25 protein-coding genes are annotated in these 26,993 nt (G+C 67.0%); 17 read left to right on the top strand and 8 right to left on the bottom strand.

Going from position 1 to position 26,993, the window contains the following annotated elements; translation table 11 throughout:
• Nucleotides 1-35: 35 nt before the first annotated feature.
• Nucleotides 36-2,471: a DNA internalization-related competence protein ComEC/Rec2 gene (locus AC07VI_RS19245; RefSeq protein WP_492994621.1), complete on the top strand. Its 2,436-nt coding sequence runs from the start codon at nucleotides 36-38 to the stop codon at nucleotides 2,469-2,471.
• Between the two features lie 108 nt (nucleotides 2,472-2,579).
• Here AC07VI_RS19245 and AC07VI_RS19240 read toward each other — a convergent pair whose 3' ends face one another.
• Nucleotides 2,580-3,503 carry a LysR family transcriptional regulator gene (locus AC07VI_RS19240; protein WP_086148173.1) on the bottom strand — a complete coding sequence of 308 codons (924 nt, stop codon included), beginning with the start codon at nucleotides 3,501-3,503 and terminating at the stop codon, nucleotides 2,580-2,582.
• Nucleotides 3,504-3,653: 150 nt separating this feature from the next.
• Here AC07VI_RS19240 and AC07VI_RS19235 point away from each other — a divergent pair, with 150 nt between their 5' ends.
• The 4 genes from AC07VI_RS19235 (at nucleotide 3,654) to dcd (ending at nucleotide 6,693) form a co-directional block, all read left to right on the top strand.
• Nucleotides 3,654-4,415, top strand: coding sequence for a sulfite exporter TauE/SafE family protein (locus AC07VI_RS19235; protein WP_034756294.1), 762 nt, complete (start codon nucleotides 3,654-3,656; stop codon nucleotides 4,413-4,415).
• Nucleotides 4,416-4,436: 21 nt separating this feature from the next.
• A complete protein-coding gene (locus AC07VI_RS19230) occupies nucleotides 4,437-5,132 on the top strand; it encodes an HAD family hydrolase (RefSeq protein ID WP_086148172.1) in 696 nt (231 codons plus the stop codon).
• Between the two features lie 58 nt (nucleotides 5,133-5,190).
• Complete coding sequence (locus AC07VI_RS19225) at nucleotides 5,191-5,991, top strand: alpha/beta fold hydrolase (RefSeq protein WP_086148171.1); 801 nt, start codon at nucleotides 5,191-5,193, stop codon at nucleotides 5,989-5,991.
• A 132-nt stretch (nucleotides 5,992-6,123) separates the two neighbouring features.
• The gene (gene dcd / locus AC07VI_RS19220) at nucleotides 6,124-6,693 is read left to right on the top strand and encodes a dCTP deaminase (protein WP_034755486.1); all 570 of its coding nucleotides are present in this window, start codon (nucleotides 6,124-6,126) and stop codon (nucleotides 6,691-6,693) included.
• 34 nt (nucleotides 6,694-6,727) lie between these two features.
• Here dcd and AC07VI_RS19215 read toward each other — a convergent pair whose 3' ends face one another.
• Nucleotides 6,728-7,975, bottom strand: coding sequence for a PrpF domain-containing protein (locus tag AC07VI_RS19215; RefSeq protein WP_492994617.1), 1,248 nt, complete (start codon nucleotides 7,973-7,975; stop codon nucleotides 6,728-6,730).
• A gap of 198 nt (nucleotides 7,976-8,173) precedes the next feature.
• On the opposite strand from AC07VI_RS19215, the gene AC07VI_RS19210 reads away from it, so the two are divergent.
• Nucleotides 8,174-8,515, top strand: a complete 342-nt coding sequence (locus AC07VI_RS19210; protein WP_492994615.1) for a FlxA-like family protein — start codon at nucleotides 8,174-8,176, stop codon at nucleotides 8,513-8,515.
• Nucleotides 8,516-8,714: 199 nt separating this feature from the next.
• Here AC07VI_RS19210 and AC07VI_RS19205 read toward each other — a convergent pair whose 3' ends face one another.
• Together AC07VI_RS19205 and AC07VI_RS19200 are read right to left on the bottom strand one after the other, a co-directional pair.
• Nucleotides 8,715-10,202 (bottom strand): sensor histidine kinase, encoded by a 1,488-nt coding sequence (locus AC07VI_RS19205; RefSeq protein WP_099375611.1) that lies wholly within the window; start codon nucleotides 10,200-10,202, stop codon nucleotides 8,715-8,717.
• Nucleotides 10,203-10,204: 2 nt separating this feature from the next.
• The gene (locus tag AC07VI_RS19200; protein WP_086148168.1) at nucleotides 10,205-10,894 is read right to left on the bottom strand and encodes a response regulator transcription factor; all 690 of its coding nucleotides are present in this window, start codon (nucleotides 10,892-10,894) and stop codon (nucleotides 10,205-10,207) included.
• Nucleotides 10,895-11,088: 194 nt separating this feature from the next.
• On the opposite strand from AC07VI_RS19200, the gene AC07VI_RS19195 reads away from it, so the two are divergent.
• The 3 genes from AC07VI_RS19195 (at nucleotide 11,089) to AC07VI_RS19185 (ending at nucleotide 13,189) form a co-directional block, all read left to right on the top strand.
• On the top strand, nucleotides 11,089-11,556 hold the full coding sequence (locus tag AC07VI_RS19195; protein WP_099420084.1) for a Spy/CpxP family protein refolding chaperone: 468 nt from the start codon (nucleotides 11,089-11,091) through the stop codon (nucleotides 11,554-11,556).
• A gap of 38 nt (nucleotides 11,557-11,594) precedes the next feature.
• Nucleotides 11,595-12,239: a hypothetical protein gene (locus AC07VI_RS19190; protein WP_099375609.1), complete on the top strand. Its 645-nt coding sequence runs from the start codon at nucleotides 11,595-11,597 to the stop codon at nucleotides 12,237-12,239.
• A gap of 125 nt (nucleotides 12,240-12,364) precedes the next feature.
• A complete protein-coding gene (locus AC07VI_RS19185) occupies nucleotides 12,365-13,189 on the top strand; it encodes a dioxygenase family protein (protein WP_086148503.1) in 825 nt (274 codons plus the stop codon).
• Here the strand turns inward: AC07VI_RS19185 and AC07VI_RS19180 are convergent.
• The 3 genes from AC07VI_RS19180 to AC07VI_RS19170 all read right to left on the bottom strand — a co-directional run bounded on the left by AC07VI_RS19180 (nucleotide 13,186) and on the right by AC07VI_RS19170 (nucleotide 16,774).
• Nucleotides 13,186-14,625: a DUF1501 domain-containing protein gene (locus tag AC07VI_RS19180; protein WP_086148502.1), complete on the bottom strand. Its 1,440-nt coding sequence runs from the start codon at nucleotides 14,623-14,625 to the stop codon at nucleotides 13,186-13,188. The two genes, AC07VI_RS19185 and AC07VI_RS19180, sit on opposite strands and share 4 nt — an antisense overlap.
• A 10-nt stretch (nucleotides 14,626-14,635) precedes the next feature.
• Entirely contained in the window at nucleotides 14,636-16,417 is a 1,782-nt protein-coding gene (locus AC07VI_RS19175; RefSeq protein WP_086148501.1) for a DUF1800 domain-containing protein, read from the bottom strand.
• 75 nt (nucleotides 16,418-16,492) lie between these two features.
• Nucleotides 16,493-16,774: a hypothetical protein gene (locus tag AC07VI_RS19170; protein ID WP_492994611.1), complete on the bottom strand. Its 282-nt coding sequence runs from the start codon at nucleotides 16,772-16,774 to the stop codon at nucleotides 16,493-16,495.
• A gap of 54 nt (nucleotides 16,775-16,828) precedes the next feature.
• On the opposite strand from AC07VI_RS19170, the gene AC07VI_RS19165 reads away from it, so the two are divergent.
• The 8 genes from AC07VI_RS19165 (at nucleotide 16,829) to AC07VI_RS19130 (ending at nucleotide 25,014) form a co-directional block, all read left to right on the top strand.
• Complete coding sequence (locus tag AC07VI_RS19165; RefSeq protein WP_086148500.1) at nucleotides 16,829-17,395, top strand: hypothetical protein; 567 nt, start codon at nucleotides 16,829-16,831, stop codon at nucleotides 17,393-17,395.
• Between the two features lie 87 nt (nucleotides 17,396-17,482).
• Entirely contained in the window at nucleotides 17,483-18,202 is a 720-nt protein-coding gene (locus tag AC07VI_RS19160; RefSeq protein WP_099375605.1) for a hypothetical protein, read from the top strand.
• Between the two features lie 4 nt (nucleotides 18,203-18,206).
• Nucleotides 18,207-19,562 (top strand): hypothetical protein, encoded by a 1,356-nt coding sequence (locus tag AC07VI_RS19155; protein ID WP_492994608.1) that lies wholly within the window; start codon nucleotides 18,207-18,209, stop codon nucleotides 19,560-19,562.
• Between the two features lie 10 nt (nucleotides 19,563-19,572).
• Complete coding sequence (locus AC07VI_RS19150) at nucleotides 19,573-21,723, top strand: hypothetical protein (RefSeq protein ID WP_086148520.1); 2,151 nt, start codon at nucleotides 19,573-19,575, stop codon at nucleotides 21,721-21,723.
• A gap of 19 nt (nucleotides 21,724-21,742) precedes the next feature.
• Nucleotides 21,743-22,783, top strand: coding sequence for an aminotransferase class I/II-fold pyridoxal phosphate-dependent enzyme (locus AC07VI_RS19145; RefSeq protein WP_099375603.1), 1,041 nt, complete (start codon nucleotides 21,743-21,745; stop codon nucleotides 22,781-22,783).
• On the top strand, nucleotides 22,767-23,591 hold the full coding sequence (locus AC07VI_RS19140; protein ID WP_099420077.1) for a GIY-YIG nuclease family protein: 825 nt from the start codon (nucleotides 22,767-22,769) through the stop codon (nucleotides 23,589-23,591). Before AC07VI_RS19145 ends, AC07VI_RS19140 begins: the two co-directional genes overlap by 17 nt.
• A 21-nt stretch (nucleotides 23,592-23,612) precedes the next feature.
• A complete protein-coding gene (locus AC07VI_RS19135; protein ID WP_492994605.1) occupies nucleotides 23,613-24,263 on the top strand; it encodes a hypothetical protein in 651 nt (216 codons plus the stop codon).
• A 16-nt stretch (nucleotides 24,264-24,279) separates the two neighbouring features.
• Nucleotides 24,280-25,014, top strand: a complete 735-nt coding sequence (locus AC07VI_RS19130) for an amidohydrolase family protein (protein WP_492994603.1) — start codon at nucleotides 24,280-24,282, stop codon at nucleotides 25,012-25,014.
• Nucleotides 25,015-25,020: 6 nt separating this feature from the next.
• Here AC07VI_RS19130 and AC07VI_RS19125 read toward each other — a convergent pair whose 3' ends face one another.
• Entirely contained in the window at nucleotides 25,021-26,397 is a 1,377-nt protein-coding gene (locus tag AC07VI_RS19125; protein ID WP_099375600.1) for a sigma-54-dependent transcriptional regulator, read from the bottom strand.
• Nucleotides 26,398-26,993: the final 596 nt, after the last annotated feature.

Below are 26,993 nucleotides of genomic sequence, written 5' to 3'. Positions count from 1 at the left end.
GAGAGTCCCTTTCGCGTCGAGCGACGATCCTGCCCATGCGCCTTCTGATACTCGGTTTCGCCGCGGGCGCCGCCTGGCTGCAGACGCAGGCCAGCTTGCCGCCGCATGCGGGCGCGCTGCTGTGGATGATCGCAGGCGCGGCGCTGCTGGTGGCATGGCTGCCGCATTGCCGCGCGCGCTGGCGTTCCGCCTGGCGCTCGGCTGTCGCGCTTGGCGCTGGCGTGGGACTGGGCTTTTACTGGGCCGCCTGGCTGGCCCAGGCCGCCATGGCGCCGCAGCTGGCGCTGGCCGACGAGGGGCAGGACATCACCGTCATCGGCACCGTCGCCAGCCTGCCGTACCGCTTCGAGCAGGGCGTGCGCTTCAATTTTGCCGTGGAGAAGGCAGTTGGCGCGAAGGTGCCGCCTTTGATCGCCCTGTCCTGGTACGCGGGCTTTCGCGATGAAGTGACGAACGCGGTGGGCGACGTGCAGCCGGGCGAGCGCTGGCGGCTGACGGTGCGGCTGCAGCGTCCGCATGGCAACGCGAACCCGCTGGGCTTCGATTACGAGGCGTGGCTGCTGGAGCAGGGCGTGCGCGCCACCGGCTATGTGCGGCCGCAGCCGCGTGCCGATACGCCGAACGTGCGCCTGGCCGCCTTCGTGCCCGCCTTCGGCAATGTGGTGGAAGCGAGCCGCGCAGCCTTGCGCGCGCGCATCGTGCGCAGCCTGGAAGGCAAGCCGTATGCGGGCGTGATCGTGGCGCTGGTGGTGGGCGACCAGCGCGCCATTCCCCAGTCGGACTGGCAAGTGTTCAACCGCACGGGCGTGAGCCACTTGATTTCGATTTCCGGCCTGCACATCACCATGATCGCGGGCTTGTTCGCCTTGGGCGCGGGCGCCCTGTGGCGGCGCTCGTTCTTTACGGACCGGCAACTGCCCTTGCTGCTGCCGGCGCAAAAGGTGGCGGCGCTGGCCGGCGCGCTGGCGGCGTTCCTGTACGTGCTGCTGGCCGGCTTCGGCGTGCCCGCGCAGCGCACTTTATATATGTTGCTGGTGGTGGCGCTGGCCCTGTGGCTGGGGCGCATCACCAGCATCGTCCATATCCTGTGCCTGGCGCTGGGCGTGGTCGTGCTGCTCGATCCCTGGGCCGTGCTGTGGCCCGGCTTCTGGTTGTCGTTCGGCGCCGTCGCCACCATCCTGTACGCGACGGCGGGCCGCACGGCGGCGCCGTTGCCGGAGAGCGCCAGCCGCTGGCGCCGCTTGCGCGCGGCCGTGGCGCTGGGCGCGCATACGCAATACGTGGTGACGGTGGGACTGGTGCCTTTGAGCATGCTGCTGTTTTCGCAAGTCTCGCTCGTGTCCCCCGTGGCCAATGCGCTGGCCATCCCCGTCATCAGCCTCGTCGTCACGCCCCTGTCTTTGGCGGGCAGCCTGTTGCCGGCGCCCCTGTCCGATGGCCTGTTGCTGCTGGCGCACGCCATCGTGCAGATGCTGGCGCAGGTGCTGGACTGGCTCGGCGCGCGCCGCTTTGCCGTGTGGACGGCGCCCGCGCCGCCGCTGTGGAGTTTTTGCTGGGCACTGTTCGGCACGGCCTGGCTGCTGGCGCCACGCGGATGGCCGCACCGCTGGGGCGGTATGCTGGGCTGGCTTCCCTTGCTGACGGCCTTGCCGTCCAGCCCGCCGCCGGGCCAGATGTGGATCACGGCCTTTGATGTGGGGCAAGGCATGGCCGTACTGGTGGAAACCCGCGATCACCGACTGCTGTACGACACGGGCCCCGCCTACAGTCTCGATTCCGACGGCGCCAGCCGTGTCATCGTGCCGTATCTGCGCGCGCGCGGCATCAGCAAGCTCGATGGCGTGATCATTTCGCACAGCGACCTCGATCACGCGGGCGGCGCTATCTCTCTGCTGGAGAACGTGCAAGTGGGCTGGCTGGCTTCGTCGCTGTTCGATGGCCACCCGGCCGTCGAAGCCCGGCGGCAAGCCCGGCGTCCGTATCTGCATTGCGTGACCGGTCAAAGCTGGACCTGGGATGGCGTGCATTTCGCCATGCTGCATCCGTTGCCCGCCAGCCACATGGACATCAGTTTGAAACCGAACGCCCGCAGCTGCACCGTGAAGATCACGGCCGGCCAGCATGCCATCTTGCTGGCCGGCGATATCGAGGCGGCGCAGGAGGCGCAGCTGCTGGCCCGTTCGGCCGATGGCGAGCTGGCGGCCGACGTGCTGCTGGCGCCGCACCACGGCAGCGGCACCTCGTCGACGCCGGCATTTCTGCACGCCGTCCATCCGGCCCTGGCGATTTTCCAGGTCGGGCACCGCAACCGCTACAAACATCCGAAGCCGCAAGTGTATGCGCGCTATGGCGACATGGGCATTGCGCGGCTGCGCACGGATGTGACGGGGGCGGTGGTGCTGGCGTTTGGGGAGCGTATTAAGATAACGCAGTATCGGGCCAGCCGGCCGAGATACTGGTTCGAACCATAAAGTCGTTGAAAATTCCGAAATATATTTCTTTTGCGAAATTTCATATTAATTTATCGTCAACGGTGAAATTTTTACCTCTTTTTGCAAGGTTTGGCTTGACACTTGGTATCAAGCCAAACGCTCATCCGGTATCTCCATCCCCCGTTTCTTGACATACTCCAGAAACAGCCTTGCCCCCTTGGCCATCCTCGACGTGCCATATACGGCGTGGATGCTGGGATCGAGCTCCTTTGACGAGGTCAGCCGGTAGGCCGTGCAGACGCGGCGCAGCGTGCCGCTGGCCACGGCTGGTTCCGCCAGCCAGCTGGCCAGGCGCACGATGCCGGCGCCTTCCAGGGCGGCCTGGAAGGTGGCGATGCCGGAAGTAAAACGGAAGCGCGGTTGCACCTGGTAGCGCACGTTGCGCTCGGTGGAAACGAAATGCCAGTCGCGCAGGATGCGGGGGGCCGAGTGCATGACGATGTCGTGGCCGGCCAGCTCTTCCGGTTCGTCGGGGGCACCCATGCGTTCTATATAGTCGGGCGAGGCGTACATGTAGCGGCGGTAGTTCCACAGGGGATAGCCGATCAGCTCGCTGGACTGGGGAAAGGCGCCGCGGATGGCAAAGTCGAGCTTTTCCTGGATGGGGTCGATGGATTTGTCCGAAAAATGGATGTCCACGGAGACGTTCGGGTAGTCGCGCGAGAATTGCGCCACCACTTTCGGCAAGAAGCCCAGCGAGAGGATTTCCGGCGCCGAGAGGCGCACCCAGCCTTGCGGCGAGTTGCTCAGCTCGGCCAATTGCTCTTCCGCCTCGGCCTGCGTTTCCAGCAAGTGCCTGGCCGACGCGTAATAGGTTTCGCCGGCCGTCGTCAGGGTGAACTGCTTTTGCGTGCGCAGGATCAGCTCGGCGCCGATGGCGTCTTCGAGGAACTGGATGGCGCGCGTGACGGCCGACGGCGAGCGTCCCAGCATGCGCGCCGCGTGGATGAAGCTGCGCTTTTCCACCACGGTGCAAAAGGCGCGGATTTCCCACATCAGCTTCATCGACATCGGTGACTCCCGGCAAAAGAGGCCAGTAGACCGCATGGGGCGCATTCCGTCAAGCGTTACGCCAGATTGCGTTTTCCGCAATTTGAAGTTGCATCCGAAAAAGTGACTGGCGCCTATACTGCCGCTGTCGCCCATTCCCCATTGCCTGCCATGCTGACCATTTCGCTGCTGTGTTTATTTGCCTTCTTTGCCGGCCTGATCGATGCCGCCGTGGGCGGGGGCGGGCTGATACAGCTGCCGGCCCTGTTCAACCTGATGCCGAACATGGCCTCGACCTCCTTGCTGGGCACGAACAAGCTGGCGTCCGCCTGCGGCACCACGTTTGCCGCCCGCTCCTTTGTCGGCAAGGTGCATATCCCCTGGCTGCTGGTGCTGCCCGCCGTGGCCAGCGCCTTCGTCATGTCCTTCATCGGCGCGGCCGCCGTGTCCTACGTGCCGCAGCAGGTGGTGCGCCCCATGGTGCTGGTGTTGATCATCATCATGGCGATTTACACCTTCATCAAGAAGGATTTCGGCACGACGCGCGAAGCGCGCCCCATCGGCCCCCGTGAGCGCATCCTGGCCATCGTCATCGGCGGCGCCATCGGCTTTTATGACGGCCTGTTCGGACCGGGCACGGGCAGCTTTCTGATTTTCCTGTTCATCCGCGTCTTCGGCTTCGATTTCATCCTCGCCTCGGCCTGCTCGAAGCTGGTGAATATCGCCACCAATGTGGCCGCGCTGGCTTTCTTCATTCCCGCCGGCCACGTCGTGTATGCGGTGGCGGCGCCCATGGCCGTGTGCAACATCCTGGGCGCGCTGACGGGTACCTGGATCGCCGTGCGCCGCGGCGCCGCCTTCGTGCGCATCCTCTTCCTCGTGCTGCTGGTGTTGCTGATCGTGAAGTTGTCCTACGACATTTTCTTCAAGTAAGTTTCTGAACGACAACAAGCCATGAAAACCATCCAGGGCGTGCTGTGGGACAATGATGGCGTGCTGGTCGATACCGAGCAGCTGTTTTATGAAGCGAACCGCGACTTGCTCTTGCCCTACGGAATAGAATTGACTCCTAAGCAATTCTTTGACTGGTTCCTGGACAATAACTACGGCGCCTGGCATGTGCTGCTGGGGCAGGGGCACAGCATCGAGCTGGTCGAGCGCCTGCGGGCCGAACGCAAGCAACTGTTTGCCGCACGGCTGCGCCAGGCGCGCCAGCTGGCCATGCCCGGCATCGCACCGGTGCTGGCGGCGCTGCGCCCGCACGTGGCCATGGGCGTCGTCACCAGCGCCTACGAAGAGCATTTCCGCATCAGCCATGCGGCCACGGGCCTATTGAATCATTTTGACTTCGTGCTGACGCGCGAGATGTACGGCGCCAGCAAGCCGGCGCCCGACGGCTACCAGCTGGGCTTGCAGCGCCTGGGCCTGGCCGCCGGCGATTGCGTGGCCGTGGAAGACTCGCCGCGCGGCTTGCGGGCCGCCAATGCGGCGGGACTGGAATGCATTATCGTGCGCAACCACATGAACCGCGACCATGCGTTCGACGGCGCCTTTTGCGTGGTCGATTCCAACGCCGAGCTGGGCGAGGTGCTGGCCTCGTTCGTGCCCGGCGTGGCCCGGGCGCGGCGGCAATTAGAGGTCTTCCTCTGATTCGTCTTGCCGGCAAGCCATTACAATTGTTCATCGCATTTACCGGCACAGCCCCACGATGACACTCCCGCAGCTGCACTTTGCCCACGCCAACAGTTATCCTGCCGGCACCTATCGCAAGCTGTTCGGCTTGCTGGGCCGGCACTACGCCGTGCAGGCGCTCGACATGCATGCGCACGACCCCGAGTATCCCGTCAGCACGGGCTGGCCCGAGCTGGTGCGCGAGTATATCGATGACCTGGAGCGCCGCTACAGCGCGCCCGTGATCCTCGTCGGCCATTCGCTGGGCGGCATGCTCAGCGTGATGGTGGCCAAGCAGCGGCCCGACCTGGCGCGCTGCGTCGTCCTGCTCGATTCGCCCGTGGTGGCCGGCTGGCGCGCCTTGCTGGTGCGCCTGGCGCGCAACACGGCGCTGGGTGAGCGGTTTTCCCCCTCGCGGTTTTCCGCCCGGCGGCGCAAGCTGTGGCCCGACGCGCAGGCCGCGTATGAACACTTCGCGGCCAAGGACATGTTCGCCATCTGGGCGCCGCAGGTCTTGCGCGACTATATCGACAGCGGCCTGGCGCCCCATCCGGAAGGGGTGCAGCTGCGCTTTACGCGCGAAGTGGAGACGGATGTCTACCGCAGCCTGCCGCACCATATCGGCAGCCTCGTCAAGGATGGTTTTCCCGTGCCCATCGGCTTTATCGGCGGCACGGAATCGGTGGAATGCCGGCAGGCGGGCCTGAGGGCCACGCGCAAGCTGGTCGGCAAGTTTTTCCGCCAGGTGCCGGGCGGCCATCTGTTTCCCATGGAAAACCCTGAACTGACTGCGCAGGTGGTGCGCGAGATGATCACGGCATTGCTGGCGAAACAATAGCCATCCGCCAAGGATTTTCAGGGGATGGGGGCCAACAGCGGCGGATTTTCGCGTAAAATCCTGCCATCCGGGCCGCGCCTGCGCCTGGCGCGCCGCCCCAGCCATTCGATATTCTAGAAAGATACCCCTGCGATGACGATTAAAAGCGATAAATGGATACGCCGCATGGCGGAAACAACGGGCATGATCGAGCCGTTCGAACCGGGCCAGGTCAAGGAACGCGACGGCAACCGCATCGTTTCCTACGGCACCTCCAGCTATGGCTATGACATCCGCTGCGCCGACGAGTTCAAGCTGTTTACCAACATTAACACCACCATTGTCGACCCCAAGGATTTTGACGCGAACAACTTCGTCGACGTGTCCGGCAAGGGCTATTGCATCATCCCGCCGAACTCGTTCGCGCTGGCCCGTACCGTGGAGTATTTCCGCATTCCCCGCAACGTCTTGACGATTTGCCTGGGCAAGAGCACCTATGCCCGCTGCGGCATCATCGTCAACGTCACCCCGTTCGAACCGGAATGGGAAGGCTATGTGACCCTGGAGTTTTCCAACACGACGCCGTTGCCGGCGAAAATCTACGCCAACGAAGGCGTGGCGCAAGTGCTGTTCTTCGAGTCCGATGAAGTGTGCGAAACCTCGTACAAGGACCGCGGCGGAAAATACCAGGGCCAGGTCGGCGTGACCCTGCCAAAAACCTGATGACGTGTTGAACGGGCGGGGCGCCAGCCCTGCCTCAGATCTGCTTCAGCAGCCACGCTTTCAGCGCGGCGGACGCCTGGTACAGGGGGACGTGGCCGCGCAGCAGGATTTGCGCGCTGCGCCGGTAGGCCGCGCTGCCGATGGCCAGCGTGTCGCCAGCGTCGCCGGTTGCCGCCTGCCGGCGCGCCACGATGGTGGTGTCGAGGATGCCGGCCGGGTTGGCTATGCCCACGGCGATCTCCGCGTCTTCCTCGCCCACAGGCTGGACGCCGCGCGCCAGGCCGTGCGCCACCGTGCCCGGGATCAAACAGGCCGCCGCCAGGCAGCAGCCGCCCGAAACGGCCAGCGAGGCGTGGCCCGCCTGCGGCGTAAAGTATCGCACAGCAATATTTCCCTCTCCCGCGGCAGGCCCCACGATGCAGAATTTGGGGATGGTTTCGCTGCGTTCCAGCTCTTCCAGGGTCATCAATTCGCCATCGCGGCCCCGCAAGCCCATTAGCAGTCCCGCCGCGCTCCACACCTGGCGGATGGCGGCCATGAAGGCGGCGTCCGCTTCCAGTTCCCGTATCGCTTCCTGCGCCGTCTTGCCGAACTGGCTAGCTGGCGCGATGACCATGGGCACGGCCACGTCCACGCAAGAGACCGCATAACCGTGCACCACATTCTGGACATTCCCTGTTGGCAATAATTTGCCCGTCTTGGCGCCCACGGGCTGCTGCAGGAACAGGTCCACGCGGGGAAAACTGCCGGGCACGCCGGGAATGCCGGCGGCCGTAAAGCTGCCGTCCGGCTCGCGCCGCATGCGCGAGGTGGTGATGGCGCCCGTGTTGGTGTTGCGGATATCGATGGCGTGCGCGCCGATGGCCAGCGCCTCGATCACGCCGCAGTCCAGCCCCCACAATTGCAGGGCGGACGACATATTGCCGCAATTCACGCTCCAGTCGATGGCCGCATGGCCGCCCGCCAGCTGCGCCAGGGTGCTGACGAGGCGCGGCTGGCCCGCATGCTGCTCGACTTCGGCGAGGAAGACCTTGTTGCTGGTGGGCGCGCCCCGTCCCAGGCCCGTGATCTGCCGGTTGCCGGGCAACTGGCCGGATTGCGGCACACCCATCAGATGGCGCAGCAATTCCTCGCGCAGGGCCGGGTCGGGCGGGACGGCCGCCGCATGCAGCACCAGCCCGGTCGAGGTGCCGCCGCGCATGTGGTGGACGGGAAACTCGATGACGCCGCAGCGCTGGCGCAGGACGAGCTCGGGCAGGGCGGGCAGCAGGGGCGTCATCATCATTGATCGTGGTCAGGGCAGGACATGCCAGTGTGCCAGTTTTTCTTGCTGACGTGCAATCGGATTGCGTGCGCGGCATCTTTCCCGCCCTTTACGCCTTATGCGCCTTTACCCGCCTTTACCCGCCTTTACACTTGCCGCCCTGAATGCAGTACCTTGCGCGCCGATAATAAGGTAGTGAATGATCAGGGAGGCAACATGGTAGCGGCAATCGGTTCCGGCGGCGCGGTCAGCGCGGCCACTGGCGGCAGTTCGGGCAGCAGCGCGCAGATCGCGGCGCTGCAAAAGCAGATCACGGCGGCGCAAAAGCAGTTGACGGAGTCGCAGAAGGGCGAGCAGACGGAGGCGTCGCAAAAGCTGCAGCAGCAGCTGGCGCAGCAGATCCAGGCCTTGCAGGCGCAAATTGCCCAGTTACAGGCGGCAGCGGCGCAGCAGGCGGCGCAACAGGATGCGCCGCCGGCCGGCAGCGCCGATACGGCGACGGGTCCGGCCAGGTCCAGCTTGTCCACGCTGGGCAGCATCATCGATACCCAGGCCTGACAGGGTCTCGGGCACTAAGTAATCCTCGGGAAAATATTGTGAATTTATGACGAACAGAACCGGATGCTGTGCAAGGCGCCTGCAGCGACGCAGTGCGAGCACTGCTAGCTGCGGACAACACCGCACAGCGCCGGTTATGGAAGTCAGAAAACACAATAATTTATTGGGGATTACTTAGCGCGCCAGGCTCGCCGGAAGGTCAGCCTGGCGTTTTCACGGGCAGCAGCATGGTCACGCACAGTCCGCCGCCTTCGCGCCGGCTCGCGGCGATGCTGCCGCCATGGGCGCCGATCACGTGCCGGGCGATGGCCAGGCCCAGGCCGTGGCCATCCGTGCTGTGCTGGGTATGGCTGGCGCGGAAGAACGGTTCGAAAATGCGGACCAGGTCGGCCATGGCCACGCCTGGCCCCCGGTCCAGCACGGCGATGCGCGCCCGTTCCTGCTTGCCGTCGTGCAAGCGCGACAAGGCCACTTCCACCGTGCCGCCGTCGGGGCTGTGCTTGACGGCGTTGCGCACGACGTTTTCCACGGCGCGCGCCAGCAGTTCCGGCCGGCCCGTGACGGCGGCGTCGGCGATGGCCGCATCGCCCGTCACGGCGATCGCCACCTGGCGCGCCTTCGCTTCGTAGCGGGCGTCTTCCATGATGTCGTGCAGCAGGTCGGCGATGCCGACGTCTTCGCTGAGGGGCGAGCCGGCGCCCGCTTCCAGCCGCGACAAGGTCAGCAGCTCGCCGATCAGCTTGTCCATGCGTTCGCTTTCGCGCTCGATGCGTTCCAGCGAGGCGTCCATCTTCTCGGGCTGCTGGTGGGCCAGGCCGATGGCGGCCTGCAGGCGCGCCAGCGGCGAGCGCAGTTCATGCGACACATCATGCAGCAAACGCGTCTGGCTCTCCATGAGATTGCGCAAACGGCCCGTCATGCGGTCGAAATCGCGGCCCAGGTCCGTCAATTCGTCGCCGCGCTTGCCGCTGGCGTGAAAGCGCGGCGCCAGGTCGCCATGCGAGGCCGCTTCGAAGGCCTGGCGCAGGTCGCGGATGGGGCGCGCAAAATACCAGGCCAGCAGGAAAGAGAACAGCAGGCTGGCGGCGATGGCGGCCGTGAGGGGGATGAAGGTGCGGTAGGGCGTGTCCATGCGCGGTGGCTGGCCGCGGCCGAATTGGCCGCGTGGCGGCGGCGCGCCCGCTTCCCCGGGGCGTGGCCCCGGTCCCATGGCGCGCGGACCGCTGAGGCTGACGGCGTTGAGGGTGTCGCGCGCGGCGCCCGCCTCGGCATTGCGGAAGCGTTCGGACGAGGGCAGGAACAGCAGATAGCGCTGGCCGTCGCTGCCGGTGACCGTGCGCACGACGGGATGGGGCTGTTTTTGCTCCACCAGCATGGCGCGCGCCTTGGCCAGCATGGCGGGGTGGACAGTGCGGCCCATCAACTCGTGCCCGCGCGCATCGACGGCAAACACGCGCATGCGTTCGAGCTTGCCCAGGAATTGCCGCAAGGCCACGCTGCCGCCCGCTTCCAGGGTGGCGCTGGCCGCTTCGATGATCATTTGCGCGGGCGGGCTGGTGTCGATGTCGAGCGCGCGGTCCTGCATGGCCGCCCGGTTCTTCAGCCAGAACGTGCCGCCGATGCCGATGGTGGCCGTCACTTGCGCCAGCATGATGCACAGAAAAAACTTCCAGAACAAGCGGCCCACGCTTACTCCTTGATCAGCTGGTAGCCGAGCCGGTACACGGTCTGCAGGCAGGAGCGGCCGTCGGCCAGGCTGCCCAGCTTGCGGCGCAGGCTGCTCAAGTGCACGTCGATATTGCGGTCGAAGCGGGCCATGGGCCGGCCCAGACCCAGTTCGGACAATTGATTCTTGCTCACGGGCTTGCCCGCATGGCGCACCAGCACTTCCAGCAGGTTGAATTCCGTGCTCGTCAGCTCCAGGTGCGCGCCGGCCCAGGCGGCGCGCCGCTGTTCCGGCCACATCGTCAGTTGCCCCACGGCCAGCGGCGCCAGGCCCGACGCGTCGGGCGGCGCCGCCTGCGAACGGCGCAGGATGGCGCGGATGCGCGCCGTCAGCTCGCGCGGCGTGCACGGCTTGGTCACGTAGTCGTCGGCGCCCAGCTCCAGGCCGACGATGCGGTCCGTGTCGTCGCCGCGCGCCGTCAGCATCAGGATGGGCAGGTTGCTGCCGGCGCGGATGCGGCGCAGGGTTTCCAGGCCATTCATGCGCGGCATCATGACGTCGAGGACGGCGATGGCGTACAGGCCCGTCAGCGCTTCGGCCGCGCCGCTGTCGCCGTCATGCACGGCCTTGGCGTCGAAACCTTCCTGCGTCAGGTACTCCTGGAACATGCCGACCAGTTCCACATCGTCGTCTATTAACAATACCTTGCTCATGCCTGCGCTTTTTTCGGTGGATATCGCCCGATGATAGCAGTCAAACACGGTTGTTCAGGCCGTTTTTACCCGCTTTTACATCGCGCCGGCCACATGCCTGCTGACAGTCCTTTACCCGCTTTTACGCGGCCCTGACGTTGCTTTACATGCCGGGCGCCGACAATCGGGTCTGACCGTCATGAAAGGATCGCCCCATGAAACACCTGAGTATTGCCGTATCCCTGTTGCTGCTGTGCGCCTGCAGCATGCCGCTGATGGCCCTGGCCCAGCAGGCGCCCGCGCGCGGCACTCCGCCGCCCGCTTTTGGCCACGGCCCGGGCGGCGGACCGGGCTTGCCGCCATTCCTGCACGGCATCGTGCTGAGCGAAGCGCAGCAGGACAAGGTCTTTGCCGCCACTCATGCCCAGGCGCCCTTGCTGCGGGAGCAGCACAAAATCGCCTTCAAGGCCCATGAGCAGCTGCGTGAACTGGCCGCTTCCAGCGCCTACGACGATGCCAGGGCCGGCGTTTTGGCGAACACGGCGGCGCAAGCCATGGCGCAGATCAGCCTGCAGCAGGCGCGGCTGGAGCAGCAATTGCTGGCCCTGCTGACGCCGGAGCAGCGCCTGCAGGTGGAGCAGCGGCGCGCCGAGCGTGCGGGCCAGCCGCGCGCGCCGCGTTAAATCGTAGCCCGACTTGACATATATCAGAGGAAAAAGCCATGAGCATCAATGCCTTGAGTACCAGCAGCGCCGCCAGCCAGCTGAGCGCTTTCAAGCGCGTCAGCGGCGGCGGCAGTGCCGAGACCAGCAGCAACGTGGGGGGCACGCGGCCGCACAAACCCGACGACGGCGCCTTTCTTGACGCCATTGCCAGCGCCCTGTCGTCGCTCGGCGTGTCGCTGGACGCCAGCGATGGCGGCAGCGACGCGGCCGCGTCTGATAGCGCCAGCAGCAGCGACGCGGGCCAGGCCCTGGGGGCCTTTCTGCACCAGCTGATGGGCAGCCTGCACGCGCAAGGGGGCGGCAAGGCTGGCGGGCAGGAGCCGGGCGGCGCAGCGCCTGCGGGCGTGCCGCCCGGCGGTGCGCGCGGCGGCCCGGGCAATATCGAGTCGGACCTGCAAAGCCTGCTGCAAAAGCTGTCCGCTTCCGGCAGCGGCAGCAGCGACAGCGCGGACAGCAGCGTGACGGACTTGCCATCGAGCTTTGCCAGCCTGCTCGGCGCGCTGGGCGCCAGCGCCGGCGCCAGCGGCGACAGCAATGCCAAGCTGAGCAGCTTCCTGCAGGCGCTGTCGGGCGGTCTCGGCGCGGCGAACGCGGGCGGCGGCCTGTCCGCTAGCGGCAACCTGGTCAATACAAGGGCTTGAACCATGGAGCGCAAGCTTGCTATTGCCGTCAGGAATGCGTTCGCGGAGCGGGCCATGCAGGTCCTGTGCCTGTGCGCCAGCCTGAGCCCGGCCTTGGCGGGCTTGCCCCATTTGATGGAATATGTATGGACTTACATGACTTCGGTCTGGCACCCGACCCCGAAATGATGCGGCAACCGGCGGCAGAACGGCGCCAGGTCTTGCGCTGGCTGCTGGCTGGCGCGGCCGGCTTGCCCCTGGCCGGCTGCGGCGGCGCGGACGCCGGCGGCATGCCCGCCAGCACTGCCGCGTCCGCCACGGGCGCCTGCACGGTGATACCGGAAGAAACGGGCGGAGCGTATCCGGCCGACGGCACGAATACGCATGGCGGCAGCATCATCAATGTGCTGAACCAGTCGGGCGTCGTGCGCAGCGACATCCGCGCCAGTTTTAATGGCGCCACGGGCGTGGCGCTGGGTCTGCCTTTGACCATCGAGCTGCAACTGCTCAATGCCAGCGGCGGCTGCGCCAGCCTGGCCGGCTACGCCGTGTATCTATGGCATTGCGACCGCGACGGCCTGTATTCGCTGTATTCGGCCGGCGTGACGGCGCAGAATTACTTGCGCGGCGTGCAGGAAACGGATGGTGCGGGCAGGCTGCGCTTCACGACCATCTTTCCTGGCTGCTACGCGGGGCGCATGCCGCACGTGCATGTCGAGGTCTATCCCAGCCTGGACAGGGCGGCCGCTGCCGCGAACCGCCTGAAGACCTCGCAGTTCACCTTTCCCATGGCAACGTTGAACGAAGCCTACGGGGCCGGCGGCTATGCGGCCAGCGCGCGCAAGCTGGCGCAGATCAGCCATGCCACCGACCAGGTCTTCAGCGACGGCGCCCGTTTGCAGATGGCCACGGTGGCGGGTAACGCCACCGATGGCTATGTCGCCACCCTGACGGTGGCCGTGAACGGTTAAGTTGTCGTCATGAAACCGAGGTCGCGCTGGCCGAAGTTGCCGATATTCGGGAATACGCCGGCCAGCTGGCTGTCGGCCACGCCGAACCATTTTGCCAGGGTGGCGCCGTACTGGTCGACGGACGTCGTCGGCAGCAGGGCGCCGGAACCCACGTCCAGTTCATGGCCCAGGCCCGTCGCGGGGAAGGCGCCGTAGATGTCGCGGCCCTTCACGGCGCCGCCCACGACAAAGTGGTGCGCGCCCCAGCCGTGATCCGTGCCGTCGCCGTTGCTGCTGAAGGTGCGGCCGAAGTCCGACGCCGTAAACGTCGTCACCTGGCGCCGCAGGTCCGCGCCCTGCAGGGCGGCCAGGGTGGCGTCGAAATACGCGAGCGCGTGGGCCAGGCGCGCCATCAGGTCGGCATGCAGCTCCTTTTGCCGGTCATGCGTATCGAAACTGCCCAGTGTCACGTAAAACACTTGCCGTGTCGCCCCCAGCGCGCCGCGCCCGCCGATGATGCGCGCCACCGTCTGCAATTGCACGGCCAGCGGGTTGACGCCGGACGCGCCCGTGTTCGGATTGACGTAGGGCGGCGGATTGGGCACGCCGCCCGCGCCGGCCGCCAGCATGGCGCCGCTGAGGATGTTCTGGCTGGCGATGGCGCGCTGCACGACGGCCACGTGTTCCTGTTCGATCAGGTCGCCGCTCGCATCGTTGATGATGGCTTGCAAGGCGCCCGCGCCGCCCGTGCTGCCGTACAGGCTGCCGCCCAGGCCGCGGATGGGCACGGCGCCCGCCTGGCCCACCTGGAACTGGCGCACCTGGCGTCCGCTGAGGAAGACCGTGTTGCCGGCGGCGGAAATGGCCGTGAACATGGCATTCGCATTGCCCGCGCCGGCCACGTCGGCGATGCGGCCGCCCCAGCCCACGCTGGCGCCTTCCGGCGCACCCGACTGCCACGTCGATTGCTGGTCGTTGTGCGAAAACAGCTTGGGCGGCAAGGCCACGCTGCCAGCCTTGTACTGGGCCAGGGTGGCGGGCTGGATCAGGGTGCCCACATTGGCCACGATGGCGGCGCGGCCATTGTCGAACAGGCCTTTGAGCGGCGCCAGCTGGGGATGCAGGGCGAAGCTGCGGCCCGCTTGCGCAGTGGCCGGCACGACGGGCAGGACGCCGCCCGTCTCGCCCACGCCGGGCAGGTGAATGGACGCGGCGCCGCCCGTATTGCGCAGGCGCAGGTATTCATTCCAGGACGTGGGGTCGGTGGCCAGCACCGTATTGAAGGCGTCGTTGCCGCCGGCCATGAACAGGCACACCATGGCCTTGTAGTCGCCGGCAGATTGCGCGGCGGCATTGCCCATGGCGGCCAGGTTCAGGGCGAAAGGGGCGGCCGTGGTGCTTGCCAGGCTCAGCATGGAGCCGAGGAAGCGGCGGCGGGAAAATGGTAAGTTTTGCATGTGATCGATCTTATTTTTGCACCAGGTAGGCCGGCGAGGCCATGGTCAGGAAAATGGCCAGCTTGACGCGGTTGGCCCGGGCCGTGGCTACCTGGGCGGCATTGCCGGCCGTGGCCGCGGGGATGCTGACGCCGTTGACGGCGGTCATGATTTGGCCGCGCAGCCTGGCGGGCATGCTGCCATGCATCAGCAGCAGGTCGATGCGGTCGAGCAGGGCGCCCGCGTCGGCGGCCAGCGCCAGTTCGCGCGTGTAGTCGGGCTTGATGTCGCGGCCGTCGCCCACGCCGCTATTGATGGCTTCCTGCATGAAGTTCAGATAACCCGTCACCGACGGTTCGGCCGTGATTTGCAGTTCCGGCGCCACCAGGCCCGCGCCGGCCAGGGCGGAATTGGGCGGCGTATAGGCGGGGCGGAAAAAACTGAATACGGAGGGCGGATTCAAGGGACTCTGGCCCAGGCCGCTCAAAGGGTCGTCGAGGTAATAAATGCTGTAGCGGCCGCTGGCAGGCCTGGCGTCGAAGGCGCGCATCCAGCCGGCCAGGCGCAGCAGCGGCTCGCGCAACTTGCCTGTGCGCAAGGTGGTGCCGATCGGGGCGAGCGCCTCCGGATCGAGCAGCACGGCGCGGATGACGGCTTGCATGTCGCCGCGCACGCCGCTGCCATTGTTGGCGAACGCGGCGGCCACGCGGCCCACGTAGGCGGGGCTGGGATTGCTGCTGACCAGGCGCTGGATCAGCTGGCGGGCAAAGAACGGTGCCGTATTCGGATGGTTGAACAGCGTGTCGAGTGCCAGCTTCAGGTCGGCCTGGCCGCTGCTGGCGCCGGCAATGCTTTGGCCCAGGAAGCGCTTGTCGCCGCTGGAATGAAAGGCCGCGTAGTTCTGCATCGGCTTCCAGTCGCGGTCGGGATCGGCCGTGCCGCCATAGAAGCGCGCGTCGCTCTGGTCCGGCCCGGCCCAGCTCCAGCCCGTAAAGACGCGCGCCAGGCCCGCCACGTCGTCGCGCGTGTAAGTGTCGATGGGCTTGCCGCCGGACAGTTTCAGGCTGCCATCCGCATTCAGCTGGTACAGGCCGATGGTAAACAGCTGCATCACTTCGCGGGCGAAGTTTTCATCGGGCGTGCGCGTGGCCGATTCCTTCTGGTTGCGCAGGTGGGACAGATACAGTCCCATCATCGGATGCAGGGCCACGCCTTCCAGCAGGTCGCGGAAGTTGCCGAAGGCACGCTGGCCCAGCATGTCGTAGTAGCTGGCGACGCCGCGCACGCGCGGCCGCACGGACTCGTTCTGCATGGAAATGACGAAGATTTCGGACAGGGCAAAGGCCATGCGCTGGCGCAACTGGTCCTCGCCGCGGATGCCTTGCTGCCAGAACGTTTCATAGACCCCCGTAAAGCCGACCGCTTGCCCGCCTGCGGCCTGCGCCGCCAGCATGGCGTCGATGTATTTCCGGTGCAAAGTTTGCGGCTTGGAAAACTGGGCCTGGAACCAGGCATCGCTGTCGCTGGCGGCCAGCGCATCGATGTCGGCCATGTTGGGGCCGAACGTGGCCCGGCCCAGGAAGCGCGACGCGGCCTGGCGTGTAAAGGTGACGGCCGGTGCGGCGGGCGGCGTCGTCAGGGGCGGCGGCGGAACCGTCTCGCCCGCCGTGTCGCCGGACGCGCCGCCCGTGGACGGCGCCGTCACGTCCGGATTCTGCACGGAGCCGCTCTGGCCGCCGCTGCCGCCGCCGCAGGCGGCAAGCAGGCTCAGTAGTGTTGCGGCCAGCACGCGGCGCAAAGTTGGGTGTTTCATTTAGTTTCTTCCAAGCAATCAAAATTTAGCCAGCTAATTGTAGAGCTTGCCTCTCAAAAAGCCGTTTTCAATTAGCTATTTACGTGTTGACCACGTTTCTGTTTGAAGTGTTTTGGCGTGGCGTTGGCGGTGTTTTCGGCGAGGTAGCGCGAACTTAATTTTTTTAAAATGAAAAATATTTTTTGGCGAACGCAGCCATTGTGGCGCATAGACGACGTAATCATTCCCGCAAATTAAGCTTGCCGGAAAGCTCATCTTGATAACGAAACCCGCTTCGCCGGAAACCATGGTTTTTTCGCCATCGGCGAAACGCCGTTCGCCCCGCCGGGCTGCAGCACCCGTGAAAACGGCTGGCATAGCCCTTGCGTCAGGAGGGCATGGGCCACAGTGCCGTCTTTGCCGGAGCCTGCCATGACCAGCCGTCTGCTTGCCTATCGTCCCGAAATGGAAATGCCCGCTGGCGCCAGTTTGCCCCTGCAGCAAGAGGATGAACTGGCGCTGGCGGCGCAATTGCTGGAAGTGCCGGCACCGCAGGGCTTCGACGCCTTCCTGGCCCGCCTGCTGGACGCCACCGCGGCGGGACGACAGCTGCGCGGCACGCCGCTGGAAAGACCGCTGCGCGGGCTGCTGGGCCAGGCGCTGGCGCCGATGCTGCCCCTGCATGGCGGCCCGGCGCAGGCGCTCAGGCAGCGCGCCGCGCGCATCTTCGGCATGGAACTGGAAGGATTGAGCCCGGAAGACAAGGAATTCGAACTGGCGCGCCATGTCGTGCATCTGATCGATGCCGTCAACACGCAGCTGGCGCAGGACGGCGCCGCGCGCGGCGCGCCCGCGGCGCGGGTGGAAGCGGCGCTGCTGCAGGCGGCGCGCACCCTGGCGCCCGGCTTGCTCAAGCATGCGGCGCACATGCCGGGACGCAGGCAGGACGGTGGCCGCTGGCGCCGTGAGGGCGGGCACATCGTCGTGCTCGATTGTTAGCCGGACGGCCAGGGTGGCCGACACGGTAGTGTGAACTGAGGTGTCAACCGAGGTTTCAACCGAGGTTTCAACTTTTAGGAGCTCATCATGCATGACATGGATCGTACGACCCTGGAATACGGGCAGGAGATGTCGGGTTTTGAGGCGGAGCAGTTCGAGTTCGGCCAGGGCGAGTGGAGCGGCGAGGGCGGCGCGAACGCCATGTTTTCGGAAGCCGAGGAGATGGAACTGGCGAACGAACTGCTGTCGGTCAGCAATGAAGCCGAGCTGGAACAGTTTCTTGGCAATTTCCTGCGCAAGGCGGCCTCGGTGGCGGGCGGCATCATCAAGTCGCCCGTGGGGCAAGCCATCGGCGGCGTGCTCAAGGGCGTGGCCAAGAAAGCCATCCCGCTGGCCGGCGGCGCCATCGGCGGCTATTTCGGCGGCCCGCTGGGCGCCAAGATCGGCAGCGGCCTGGCGTCGGCCGCCGGCAGCGCACTGGGGCTGGAGGCGGAAGCGTCATCGAATGAAGACCGCGAATTCGAGGGCGCCAAGCAGTTCGTGCGCCTGGCCGCCGACACGGTCAACCGCGCGGCCCAGGCGCGCGGTTCGGGCGATCCGCGCGCCATCGCCCAGGCGGCGGCCAGCGCTGCGGCGCGCCAGTTCGCGCCCGGCCTGCTGGGCCGTCCGGGCGGCCAGGTGGCCACGCAGAATGGCGGCGGCGCGGGCAGCATGGCGCCGGCCGGCGCGCGCCCGGCCTCCGGCATGCGCCCGTCCAGCGGACGCTGGGCGCGCCAGGGCCACAAGATCGTCCTGTACGGCGTCTGACATCATGGCCATCGGCGCTTATGCTGCCTGGATGCTGGCGCAGGAGGCGCGCTCGCTGCTGACGCGGCTGGCGCGGCTGGAGCCGTTCGCACTGATCGAGCCGACGGTGCTGGCGGCCGCCCTGATGCCCAGCGCCCAGTCGGCCATCGAGAGCCAGCTGGTGCAGGGCCGGCGCGAATTGCGGCGCATGGTGGCCCAGTTCCAGCACTGGCTGCGGCGCGAAGCGGCCGATGGCGCCAGCATGGCCACCGCCGCCGAGGCGCAGCGCCGCTTCACCTTCCTGCGCCTGAAGTTCAACGCCGCCTTGACCCAGTTCGACCTGTTCAACGAAGTCATCACGCAGCGCAGCGAGCACAAGACGGGCGTATGGCTGGCCGGCCTCGACATCGTTGCCGCCGACGCGCTGGCGCTGCCCGGCGACGTCTACCAGGCGCCGCCCGTGATCTGCTACCTGGACCGGGGTCCGGGCGCCGCCATCCGCCGCGCGCGCACGCGCCTGCCGGGCGGCGGCGACAATCCCGTCGCCATCATCCGCCTGCCGCGCGAACGCATGATCGGCAGCAGCATCGCCTCGTCGCTGGTGCACGAGGTGGGGCACCAGGGCGCGGCGCTGCTGGACCTGGTGGCCTCCTTGCGGCCCGTGCTGCAAGCCATGCAGCACGGCGGCAGCGGTCGCGTACATGTGTGGCAGCTGTGGGAGCGGTGGATTTCCGAGATCGTGGCCGATTTCTGGTCGCTGGCGCGGGTCGGCGTGGCCGCCACCCTGGGCCTGATCGGCGTGGTCAGCCTGCCGCGCGTGTTTGTCTTCCGTCTCAATATCGACGATCCCCACCCGGTGCCCTGGCTGCGGGTGCGCCTGAGCTGCGCCATGGGGCGGGCCTTGTATCCGCATCCGCAATGGAGCCGGCTGGAGCAGCTGTGGCTGTCGTATTACCCGCTGACGGGCCTGCCGCCAGCCCGGCAGCGGCTGCTGGAGCAGCTGCAGGCCAGCATGGCGGCCCTGGTCGGCTTGCTGGTGCAGCACCGGCCGCCCGCCTTGCGCGGCGGCTCGCTGGCCGAAGCCATGGCCGTGCAGGCGCGCCAGCCGGCCATGCTGGCTAGGCTGTTCCGCAACTGGAACCTGGCGCCGGGGCAGATGTACCAGGCCACGCCCACCCTGGTGTTTGCCGTGCTGGGCCAGGCGCGCGCCAGCGGCACCTTGAGCCCGGAAGATGAAAGCGAGCTGCTGGGGCGCTTGCTGACCCACTGGGCCTTGCGCAGCACCCTGGACACGTCCGAGCTGTGCGCCGATGTCGTGCGGCATGGCCGCCAGCCCGCCAGGCCGCTGCCGCCCCTGGCATCCCGTTTGATTATCCATTGAGGAGAATGACATGAGCAGCAAGATGAGCAGCAAAAGCAGGGGGGCGGGCCAGGCGGGTCCGAAACAACACGGCGGCAGCATCGCCGTCACCGTCCACGAGCACGATAGCGGGACCATGGTCGTCAATGCCGCCATCAGCCTGTACCGGGGGCTTGATGCGGATTGCCATAATTTCAATCCCGCCACGTGGATAGCCGATCCGGCCATGCTGGTGGGCGTGCGCTGGACGGACGGGCGTGGCTGCACCGTGTTTGCCGACCTGGCGACGGGCAGCTACGTGGGGGTGTATGGCAATTTCCCCGTCACCGCGCCCCAGTGCGTGACGGTGCAGGCCGGCTGCAGCGCCGTGCTGTGCTTCAAACCCCAGCTCAACCCGCAGGTGGAACTGGCGTTTGAAACGGCCGATTGCCACCCCAGCGACTGTCAGTTCGGCAGGGTCGGCGACCGCGCCATCGCTACCGTCTCGTTTGACGGCGATCAAAGCGCGGATGGGCGCGACCAGGTGCAGGTGCTGGCCGCCGCGCCCTGGGTGCCCATGCGCGGTGCGGTGAACGCGTTTTCCACGCCCGTGCGGCGTGCCGGCATGCACCGTTTCGCGGCGCAGATGATGCTGTCGCAGCGGCCGGAACTGCGCAGCGCCATGCCCGTGCCGGAAGGCCTCAGTCCGAACGCCATGCTGGCCGTGGACGCCGAGTACGAGACGGAAGAGCGCCAGCCGCAGCCGATCTCGGGCAACGTGGGCGTGTCGCTGACGCGCACGGAAACGGAGCCGACCGAGGACTTGCCGCTGTGGACCCTGATACGCAACAGCACTGAAGCGATGTCGTTTACGAATTACCTGCATTTCATGGACAGCCTGTTTTGCAGCGACCTGGCCAATGTGCGCGGCTTCGAGCAGGAACGCTTCGTGAAAAAGGCCGACATGTTCCAGCAGCTCAAGCAGCGCCGCGCGCTGCCGTTCTCGGACGCCGATTCCTACCGCGTGCTGAAGGTGGCGACGGAAGCGTTCGTGATGGTCAATTGCGGCGTGCTGAACCAGCCGCTGGCCTTCAATCCGGCCGAGGACAATGCCTACCTGGACCGGCGTGACATACCGCAGGGGCGCGACCTGGAAACCGTGCTGCGCAACGATTACCTGGAAAACATCGACGGCTTCCAGACCTTGCCCTACCTGGCCGTGATCCGCCGCAAGCTGCCCGACATTCCCATCAGCATCCCACGGGGCCAGGAAGGCGAAGTGGACCTGTGCTTTGGCATCATCCAGGAAAAGCTGGCCAATCCTTGCCTGCTGGAATTGATCTGGTCGTACTGGCACGAAGAGGGCATGCTGGTGCAGACCATGAACGCCATCACGCAGCGCTTCCAGAACCTGCGCGCGCCCGGCGGCGGCCTCGATCCCCTGTCGAACACGGAAATCGACATGCTGCGCCCCCTGAATAACTTGCTGTGGGGCTATACGCAAGATGAACAGCACCGGCTCACCGTGGTGCGTCGCAATTACGAGTACGACCACCATTACGGCGTGCGGCTCGACGGCAAGGCGGTCCAGCATTTCCGGCCGGCCGACAGCCGCTCGAAGTTCCTGGAAGCCTTTCATCACCTGCTGCGCCTGCTTACCTCGTTCTATAAGCAGGACGACGACACCACGGTCAAGGCGGATGCCTTCCCTGTGCTGAATGCATTGAAAGAGATCCACCTGATCCTGTCGCAGGGCGCGCACAACCAGTTCGGCGATTTGCCGTCGACGGCGCGCATCGAGATGCTGATGCAGCAATGGATGCTGGCGCGGCCCGAGTTCCGCGAATTTTTGCCCACGCGCGTGATGGTGGCGTATCCGGAGCCGTGGATGGACCGCGTTGATGCCATGAAGAAACTGCAGGGCTGGACGGACACGAGCGTGATGCACTTCCGCAACCTGGCCATCTTCGGCGAGCAATTGCTGCTTTCCGTGCGCTACGGCAACTGGAGCGATATCTACGAGCCGACCCAGGCCTTCAACTGGGCACGCTTCTGGCGTCCGCAAGTGCAGGGCTACATCCATGGCTACCGTGCCGCCACGGGTGTCGACTTGTCCGTCGACAGCAGTGACCCGGTGGTGGAAGCGACCATGCCGTCGGTGCTGCTGCGCCAACGGCTGAGCCAGCAGCTGCGCAGCGTCTAGGACGGGGCGGGGCGAGTGCATGCTCGACTTTACCAGTGCCCTTTACCTGGGCATGCGGCATCCGGCGTTTCTTCTGCCGCCGTGGCACAGCTTGAGCCTGGGCAAGCCGGCCGCGCTGCGCGAGCCGCCCGGCGCGCCGGCGCTGGCGGCGCAACTTGCTGCATTGCAAGGTTGCGAGGCGGCCTGCCTGCTGCCGTCGACCTTGCACCTGTTCTGGGACCTGTTCGGCATGCTCGCTGGCGAGCGGCTGGTGATCCTCGTCGACGGCGCCAGCTACGCCATCGCGCGCTGGGGCGCCGAGCGGGCGCAGGCCCTGGGCTTGCCGCTGCAAGTGTTTCCATCTGGCGAGGTGGCCCAGCTGCGGCGGCTGGCGGCGGCCTGGAAGGACAGGACGGGGCGGCGTCCGCTGATCCTGGCCGATGGCTATGTGCCCGGCTGCGACGGCGCGCCGCCGCTGGCCGCCTATGCGGCCATCGCGCAGCAGGGCGGCGGCTATGTGCTGCTCGACGACACGCAAGTGCTGGGCGTAGCGGGGGCGCAGGGGGGCGGCTCGGCGCGCCAGCACGGCTTGCATGGCGAGGCGCTGATCATCGGCGCCTCGCTGGCCAAGGGCTTCGGCGTGCCGCTGGCCGTACTGGCGGGCAGCGGCGGCTTGCTGCGGCGCTTCATGGCGCACAGCCAGACGCGCGTGCACGCCAGCCCGCCGTCGGCGGCCGTGCTGGCGGCGGCGCAGCGGGCCCTGGCCCTCAATGCGCGGCAGGGCGACGCGCTGCGCGCCAGACTGGCGGCCAGGGTGGCGCAGTGGCGCGCCGGCATGGCGGCGGCCGGCATCGCCAGCCGGGGCGGCAGCTTCGCCGTGCAGCGCCTGCCAGGTTGCGCCCACTTGCAGGGCGCCTTGCGGGAAGCCGGCGTGCTGGCGCTGGCGCAAGCGGGGGAAGGTCGCGGCGGCTGCGGCGCGCTGACCTTCCTGCTGCGGGCCGACCATGCGCCGGCGCAGCTGGCGCAGGCGGTGGACTTACTTGAACATCACACGAGGAGGCGATATGAACGAAGCTTTTGAAATGCTGCCCTTTGCGGGGCAGCCGGGGGCTGCGGGCGAATACGAGTGGGAGCAGGAGCAGGAAGGCGAGTGGGCGCAGGAAGGCGAGTCCGAGTGGGAAGGCGAACGCTGGCGTCCCGCAGGCGGACGCTATGGCGGCGCCATGCGCGCGCGGCCGCCCCTGCGTGGACCGCGCCGCCCCATGCCGCCCCGCTACCAGGCGAATCCGGCACGCCGGCCGCCGCGCCCCGCCGCGCCGTCCCTGCCTTACCTGCCGCCGCGCTACCGGGGCTGGGGCGGCTATGCGCCCATCTACCCGGCCCTCTATCCGCCCGTTTATCCCGTGCCGCAACCGGCGTTCGACGATCAGCAGGGAGCGGACCAGGACCAGGGCGCGGACCAGGGGCAGGACGATGACCAGCAGCAGGGCGAGATCCCGCCAACCCTGGCCGGCACCATGGGCCGGGTGCCGGAAGCGGCCGCCCTGAATTACCTGGCGCTGGGGACGCTGGCCAACGCCTTGCGCGACCCGAATGGCCGGGGGCCGGGCCTGTACGTGATCGAATTCGATGCGGGCGGGCGGCGCCGCGCCTACAGCGGCCAGACGGACGACCTGCACCGGCGCCTGCTGCAGCACCGGCTGTGCGGCCAGATGATGGGGGTGGACCTGAGCGGGCACCAGGTGTACGTGGCGCCCCTGTCCTCGGCGGCGCAGCGGCGCCGCATCGAACAGCGCATCCACGACGACATGTTCGCCAACCAGCGCGGCGTGCTGACCAACCAGCGGCGCGAACTGGAACTGGCCGTGCTCGGTGAAATGTGGACCTAGACCACTCTGAAGGAGAGCATCATGCACCAACTCGAATGCGCATGCGCGCAATGCCGGCAGCGGGCCGGCGCCGCGTTTGACGTGCTGGAATTCGGCCAGGACTGGCCCGGCAAGGGCGCGGCGCCGGCCGTCTTCGGCGAAGAGGAAGAATTGCAGCTGGCCATGGAATTGCTGGAAGTGTCCAGCGAGCAAGAACTCGAGCAATTTCTCGGCAATGTCTTCAAGAGCGTGTGGAAGGGCGTCAAGAAGGTCGGGTCCAGCATCGCCAAGGTGGCCAAGCCCCTGGGCGGCGCCTTGAAGGCCGTGGCCAAGACGGCCTTGCCCTTTGTCGGCGGCGCGCTAGGCTCGATGATACCGATACCGGGCGTGGGCACGGCGCTCGGTTCGGCGCTGGGGCGCGCGGCCAGCAGTGCGCTGGAGCTGGAAATGGAAGCCGAGGCGCCGGCTGACCGCGAACTGGAGATGGCGCGCCGCTTCGTGCGCATCGCAGGACAGGCGGCGCGCCTGGCGGCCGACGGCGACGGCAGTGCGCGCGCCGTGGAGCGTGCGCTGACGCGGGCCTTGCACCAGCAGTTGCCGCATTTCCGCTCGCCTGCGCCGCAGCAGGGAGATGAAAGCGGGCGCTGGCGCCGGCGCGGCAACCGCATCGTCGTGATGGGCGACTGGAACTGAGCGCAGGGAGGCGGGCATGGCGCTGGTCATCGATAGTCACTGCCATGCGGGGCCGGGCGACGGCTTGAGCGGGCCGTGGGACAGCGATGCGCCGCTGGACGCCTATCTGCGCCGCGCGCGGGCGGCCGGCATCGCCCGCAGCGTGCTGTTCGCCGCCTTTCACTCCGATTACGCGATCGCCAACCACGGCGTGGCGCGCCTGGTCGCGTCCGATATGCGGCGGTTTTACGGTTTTGCCTTCGTGCACGCGCGGCGCGACCGGGGCCGCATCATGGACCTGGTGCGCACTGCCGTCGAGCGCTACGGTTTCGTCGGCATCAAGGCGCACCGCCTGGACGCGCGCATCAGCGGCGAAATCTGCGACGCGGCCCGCTTCTTCGGCTTGCCCGTGCTGTACGACCCGGCCGGCGAGGTGGCGGTGGCCGAGCTGCTGGCGCAGCAGTATCCGGACGTCGATTTCATCCTGCCCCACCTGGGCAGCTTCGGCGACGACTGGGCGGCGCAGCTGGCGCTGATCGACCATCTTGTTCGTCACGCGAACATTTACACGGACAGTTCCGGCGTGCGCCGCTTCGACTTGCTGGAACAGGCCGTGCGCCGCGCCGGGCCGCACAAGGTCTTGTTCGGCTCGGACGGCCCGTGGCTGCATCCGGGGCTGGAAGTGCACAAGATACGCTTGCTGGGCCTGCCGCCGGCCGATGCGGCGCTCATCCTGGGCGGCAATTTCCTGCGCCTGGCGGGGCTGGCTTGATTTGCCTCAAAACGCGGCCGGCGAGGCGGGCGTAGCGGCCGCAGCCGCTTGCGCCGCGCAGATGGCCGCCTTGCGGCGTATCTGCAGGGCGCGGTCCGTCACGCCCAGCCGGGCGGCGGCGCGCTGATTGTTGCCGTGTTCCTCCGCCAGCACGAGGCGGATGGCCATGTCCGTGGCGCAGCGCGTGATCTGCGACAGGTTCATGCCCAGATGCAGGGCGCGCCGCACGGCCGCCTCGAAATGCTGGTCGGGCCAGTGCGGCGCCAGCAGCCGTTCCTCATGCGGCAGGGCGCCGATGGTGATGGGGCCGGGGCCGCAATGGCGGTGCCAGATGCGCGTGACGGTCTGGCGCAGCTCGCGCACATTGCCCGGATAGTCGCGCAGCAGCAGGTATTCGCGCACGGCCGCGTCGAGCGGGGGCGGCGGCTGCTGCGCCAGCTCGGCCAGGAAATGCCTGGCCAGCGGCAGGATGTCGTCCTGCCGCTCGCGCAATGGCGGCGTCTGGCAACGCCAGCCGGCGATGCGGTAATACAGGTCGGCGCGGAAGGCGCCGCGCGCCACTTCGTTCTCCAGCTCGCGGTTGGTGGCGCAGACGAGGCGAAATTGCGTGGGCTGCCAGGTATTGCCGCCCACGCGCTTGTATTTGCGCTCCTGGATGGCGCGCAGCAGCTGCGCCTGCAGCGGCAGCGGCAATTCGCCCACTTCGTCGAGAAACAGCACGCCGCCGTCGGCCAGGGCGAAGGCGCCGTCGCGGGCGGCCGCCGCGCCCGTAAACGCGCCCCGTTCATGGCCGAACAGTTCGCTGCCGGCCAGCTCCGGCGATAGGGTGGCGCAGTCAAGGATGGTGAAGTCGCCGCTGCGGTTGCCGACGCGGTGGACCAGCTGGGCCAATAAATCCTTGCCCGTGCCCGTCTCGCCCGTGATCAGTACCGGGGCCTGGCTGAAGGCGGCCATCTCCACCACGCGGTGCAGCAAGCCGCGCCAGGCCGCGCTGTCGCCCACCAGGTGCTGGCGCACGGCGTTGGACGCCAGCAGCTGCGCCACGGCCTGCCAGCGCTGCAGCCGCGCCAGCACCTGGCCCGCATTGACGGCGCCGTCCGGCCACGGCAGCACGTCGAGCGCCCCGGCGGCCATCAGGGCGCGCTTTTGCGCGCAGCTGGGGGGCTGGCCGCAGGCGGCTATGGCCAGCACGCGCGCCTGCTGGCACAGCAATGGAAGCTGGCGCAGCACGTCTGCATCGGCCTGTGAAAACAGCACGATGCCGTCTTCCCCGTCGGAACGCCGTACCAGGGTGACCTGAGCCTGCTTCAAGGCCGCAATCAGCAAGGCGCCACTGCCAGCCGCCGCCTGCTGCACCACTTCCAGCCAGACCTTGAGCGCCATTGCAAGCCATCCACAGGTGTCCGCATGCACGAGTGGCTCATCTTAAAAGCCCGCCACCCCAGCCGTTTGATCTGGCGCAAGCGTGCGCGGTGCTTCATCAAATGTAAAACGCCGCCTGATGCGCATCAGGCGGCGCTATTTTTATGAAGTTCAACGAACGTCACGACGGTTCATCCCATCGTCGCGACGCGCAGCAGAGTGAATGTCGCCCGTCTTAACGCCGCCACCCCAGCCGTTTGATCTGGCGCAAGCGTGCGCGGTGCTTCATCAAATGCAATTTATGAAGTTCAACGAACGTCACGACGGTTCATCCCATCGTAGCGAGCGGAAGCGAATTGTGGCCGAGAAGCGCAACCGTACTCTAGTACGGTGAGCATCGCCGGCCGCAAGTCGCGACGCGCAGCAGAGTGCATGTCGCCCGTCTTAACGCCGCCACCCCAGCCGTTTGATCTGGCGCAAGCGTGCGCGGTGCTTCATCAAATGTAAAACACCGCCTGATGCGCATCAGGCGGCGCTATTTTTATGAAGTTCAACGAACGTCACGACGGTTCATCCCATCGTCGCGAGCGGAAGCGAATTGTGGCCGAGAAGCGCAA

The organism is Janthinobacterium sp. GW821-FHT03A03 (assembly GCF_059421435.1).
This window is presented reverse-complemented; position numbering and strand designations above follow the sequence as displayed.

Bases quoted from the DNA above. Each gene is read 5' to 3' on its own strand.
- AC07VI_RS19215 (WP_492994617.1), bottom strand. From the start codon at position 7,975: ATGATGACGCCCCTGCTGCCCGCCCTGCCCGAGCTCGTCCTGCGCCAG.
- AC07VI_RS19235 (WP_034756294.1), top strand. From the start codon at position 3,654: ATGCTGACCATTTCGCTGCTGTGTTTATTTGCCTTCTTTGCCGGCCTG.
- AC07VI_RS19165 (WP_086148500.1), top strand. From the start codon at position 16,829: ATGACCAGCCGTCTGCTTGCCTATCGTCCCGAAATGGAAATGCCCGCT.
- dcd (WP_034755486.1), top strand. From the start codon at position 6,124: ATGACGATTAAAAGCGATAAATGGATACGCCGCATGGCGGAAACAACG.
- AC07VI_RS19180 (WP_086148502.1), bottom strand. From the start codon at position 14,625: ATGCAAAACTTACCATTTTCCCGCCGCCGCTTCCTCGGCTCCATGCTG.
- AC07VI_RS19200 (WP_086148168.1), bottom strand. From the start codon at position 10,894: ATGAGCAAGGTATTGTTAATAGACGACGATGTGGAACTGGTCGGCATG.
- AC07VI_RS19185 (WP_086148503.1), top strand. From the start codon at position 12,365: ATGGACTTACATGACTTCGGTCTGGCACCCGACCCCGAAATGATGCGG.
- AC07VI_RS19230 (WP_086148172.1), top strand. From the start codon at position 4,437: ATGAAAACCATCCAGGGCGTGCTGTGGGACAATGATGGCGTGCTGGTC.
- AC07VI_RS19155 (WP_492994608.1), top strand. From the start codon at position 18,207: ATGGCCATCGGCGCTTATGCTGCCTGGATGCTGGCGCAGGAGGCGCGC.
- AC07VI_RS19225 (WP_086148171.1), top strand. From the start codon at position 5,191: ATGACACTCCCGCAGCTGCACTTTGCCCACGCCAACAGTTATCCTGCC.
- AC07VI_RS19125 (WP_099375600.1), bottom strand. From the start codon at position 26,397: ATGGCGCTCAAGGTCTGGCTGGAAGTGGTGCAGCAGGCGGCGGCTGGC.
- AC07VI_RS19160 (WP_099375605.1), top strand. From the start codon at position 17,483: ATGCATGACATGGATCGTACGACCCTGGAATACGGGCAGGAGATGTCG.
- AC07VI_RS19240 (WP_086148173.1), bottom strand. From the start codon at position 3,503: ATGTCGATGAAGCTGATGTGGGAAATCCGCGCCTTTTGCACCGTGGTG.
- AC07VI_RS19190 (WP_099375609.1), top strand. From the start codon at position 11,595: ATGAGCATCAATGCCTTGAGTACCAGCAGCGCCGCCAGCCAGCTGAGC.
- AC07VI_RS19130 (WP_492994603.1), top strand. From the start codon at position 24,280: ATGGCGCTGGTCATCGATAGTCACTGCCATGCGGGGCCGGGCGACGGC.
- AC07VI_RS19175 (WP_086148501.1), bottom strand. From the start codon at position 16,417: ATGAAACACCCAACTTTGCGCCGCGTGCTGGCCGCAACACTACTGAGC.
- AC07VI_RS19195 (WP_099420084.1), top strand. From the start codon at position 11,089: ATGAAACACCTGAGTATTGCCGTATCCCTGTTGCTGCTGTGCGCCTGC.
- AC07VI_RS19245 (WP_492994621.1), top strand. From the start codon at position 36: ATGCGCCTTCTGATACTCGGTTTCGCCGCGGGCGCCGCCTGGCTGCAG.
- AC07VI_RS19170 (WP_492994611.1), bottom strand. From the start codon at position 16,774: ATGCCAGCCGTTTTCACGGGTGCTGCAGCCCGGCGGGGCGAACGGCGT.
- AC07VI_RS19135 (WP_492994605.1), top strand. From the start codon at position 23,613: ATGCACCAACTCGAATGCGCATGCGCGCAATGCCGGCAGCGGGCCGGC.
- AC07VI_RS19140 (WP_099420077.1), top strand. From the start codon at position 22,767: ATGAACGAAGCTTTTGAAATGCTGCCCTTTGCGGGGCAGCCGGGGGCT.
- AC07VI_RS19150 (WP_086148520.1), top strand. From the start codon at position 19,573: ATGAGCAGCAAGATGAGCAGCAAAAGCAGGGGGGCGGGCCAGGCGGGT.
- AC07VI_RS19145 (WP_099375603.1), top strand. From the start codon at position 21,743: ATGCTCGACTTTACCAGTGCCCTTTACCTGGGCATGCGGCATCCGGCG.
- AC07VI_RS19210 (WP_492994615.1), top strand. From the start codon at position 8,174: ATGGTAGCGGCAATCGGTTCCGGCGGCGCGGTCAGCGCGGCCACTGGC.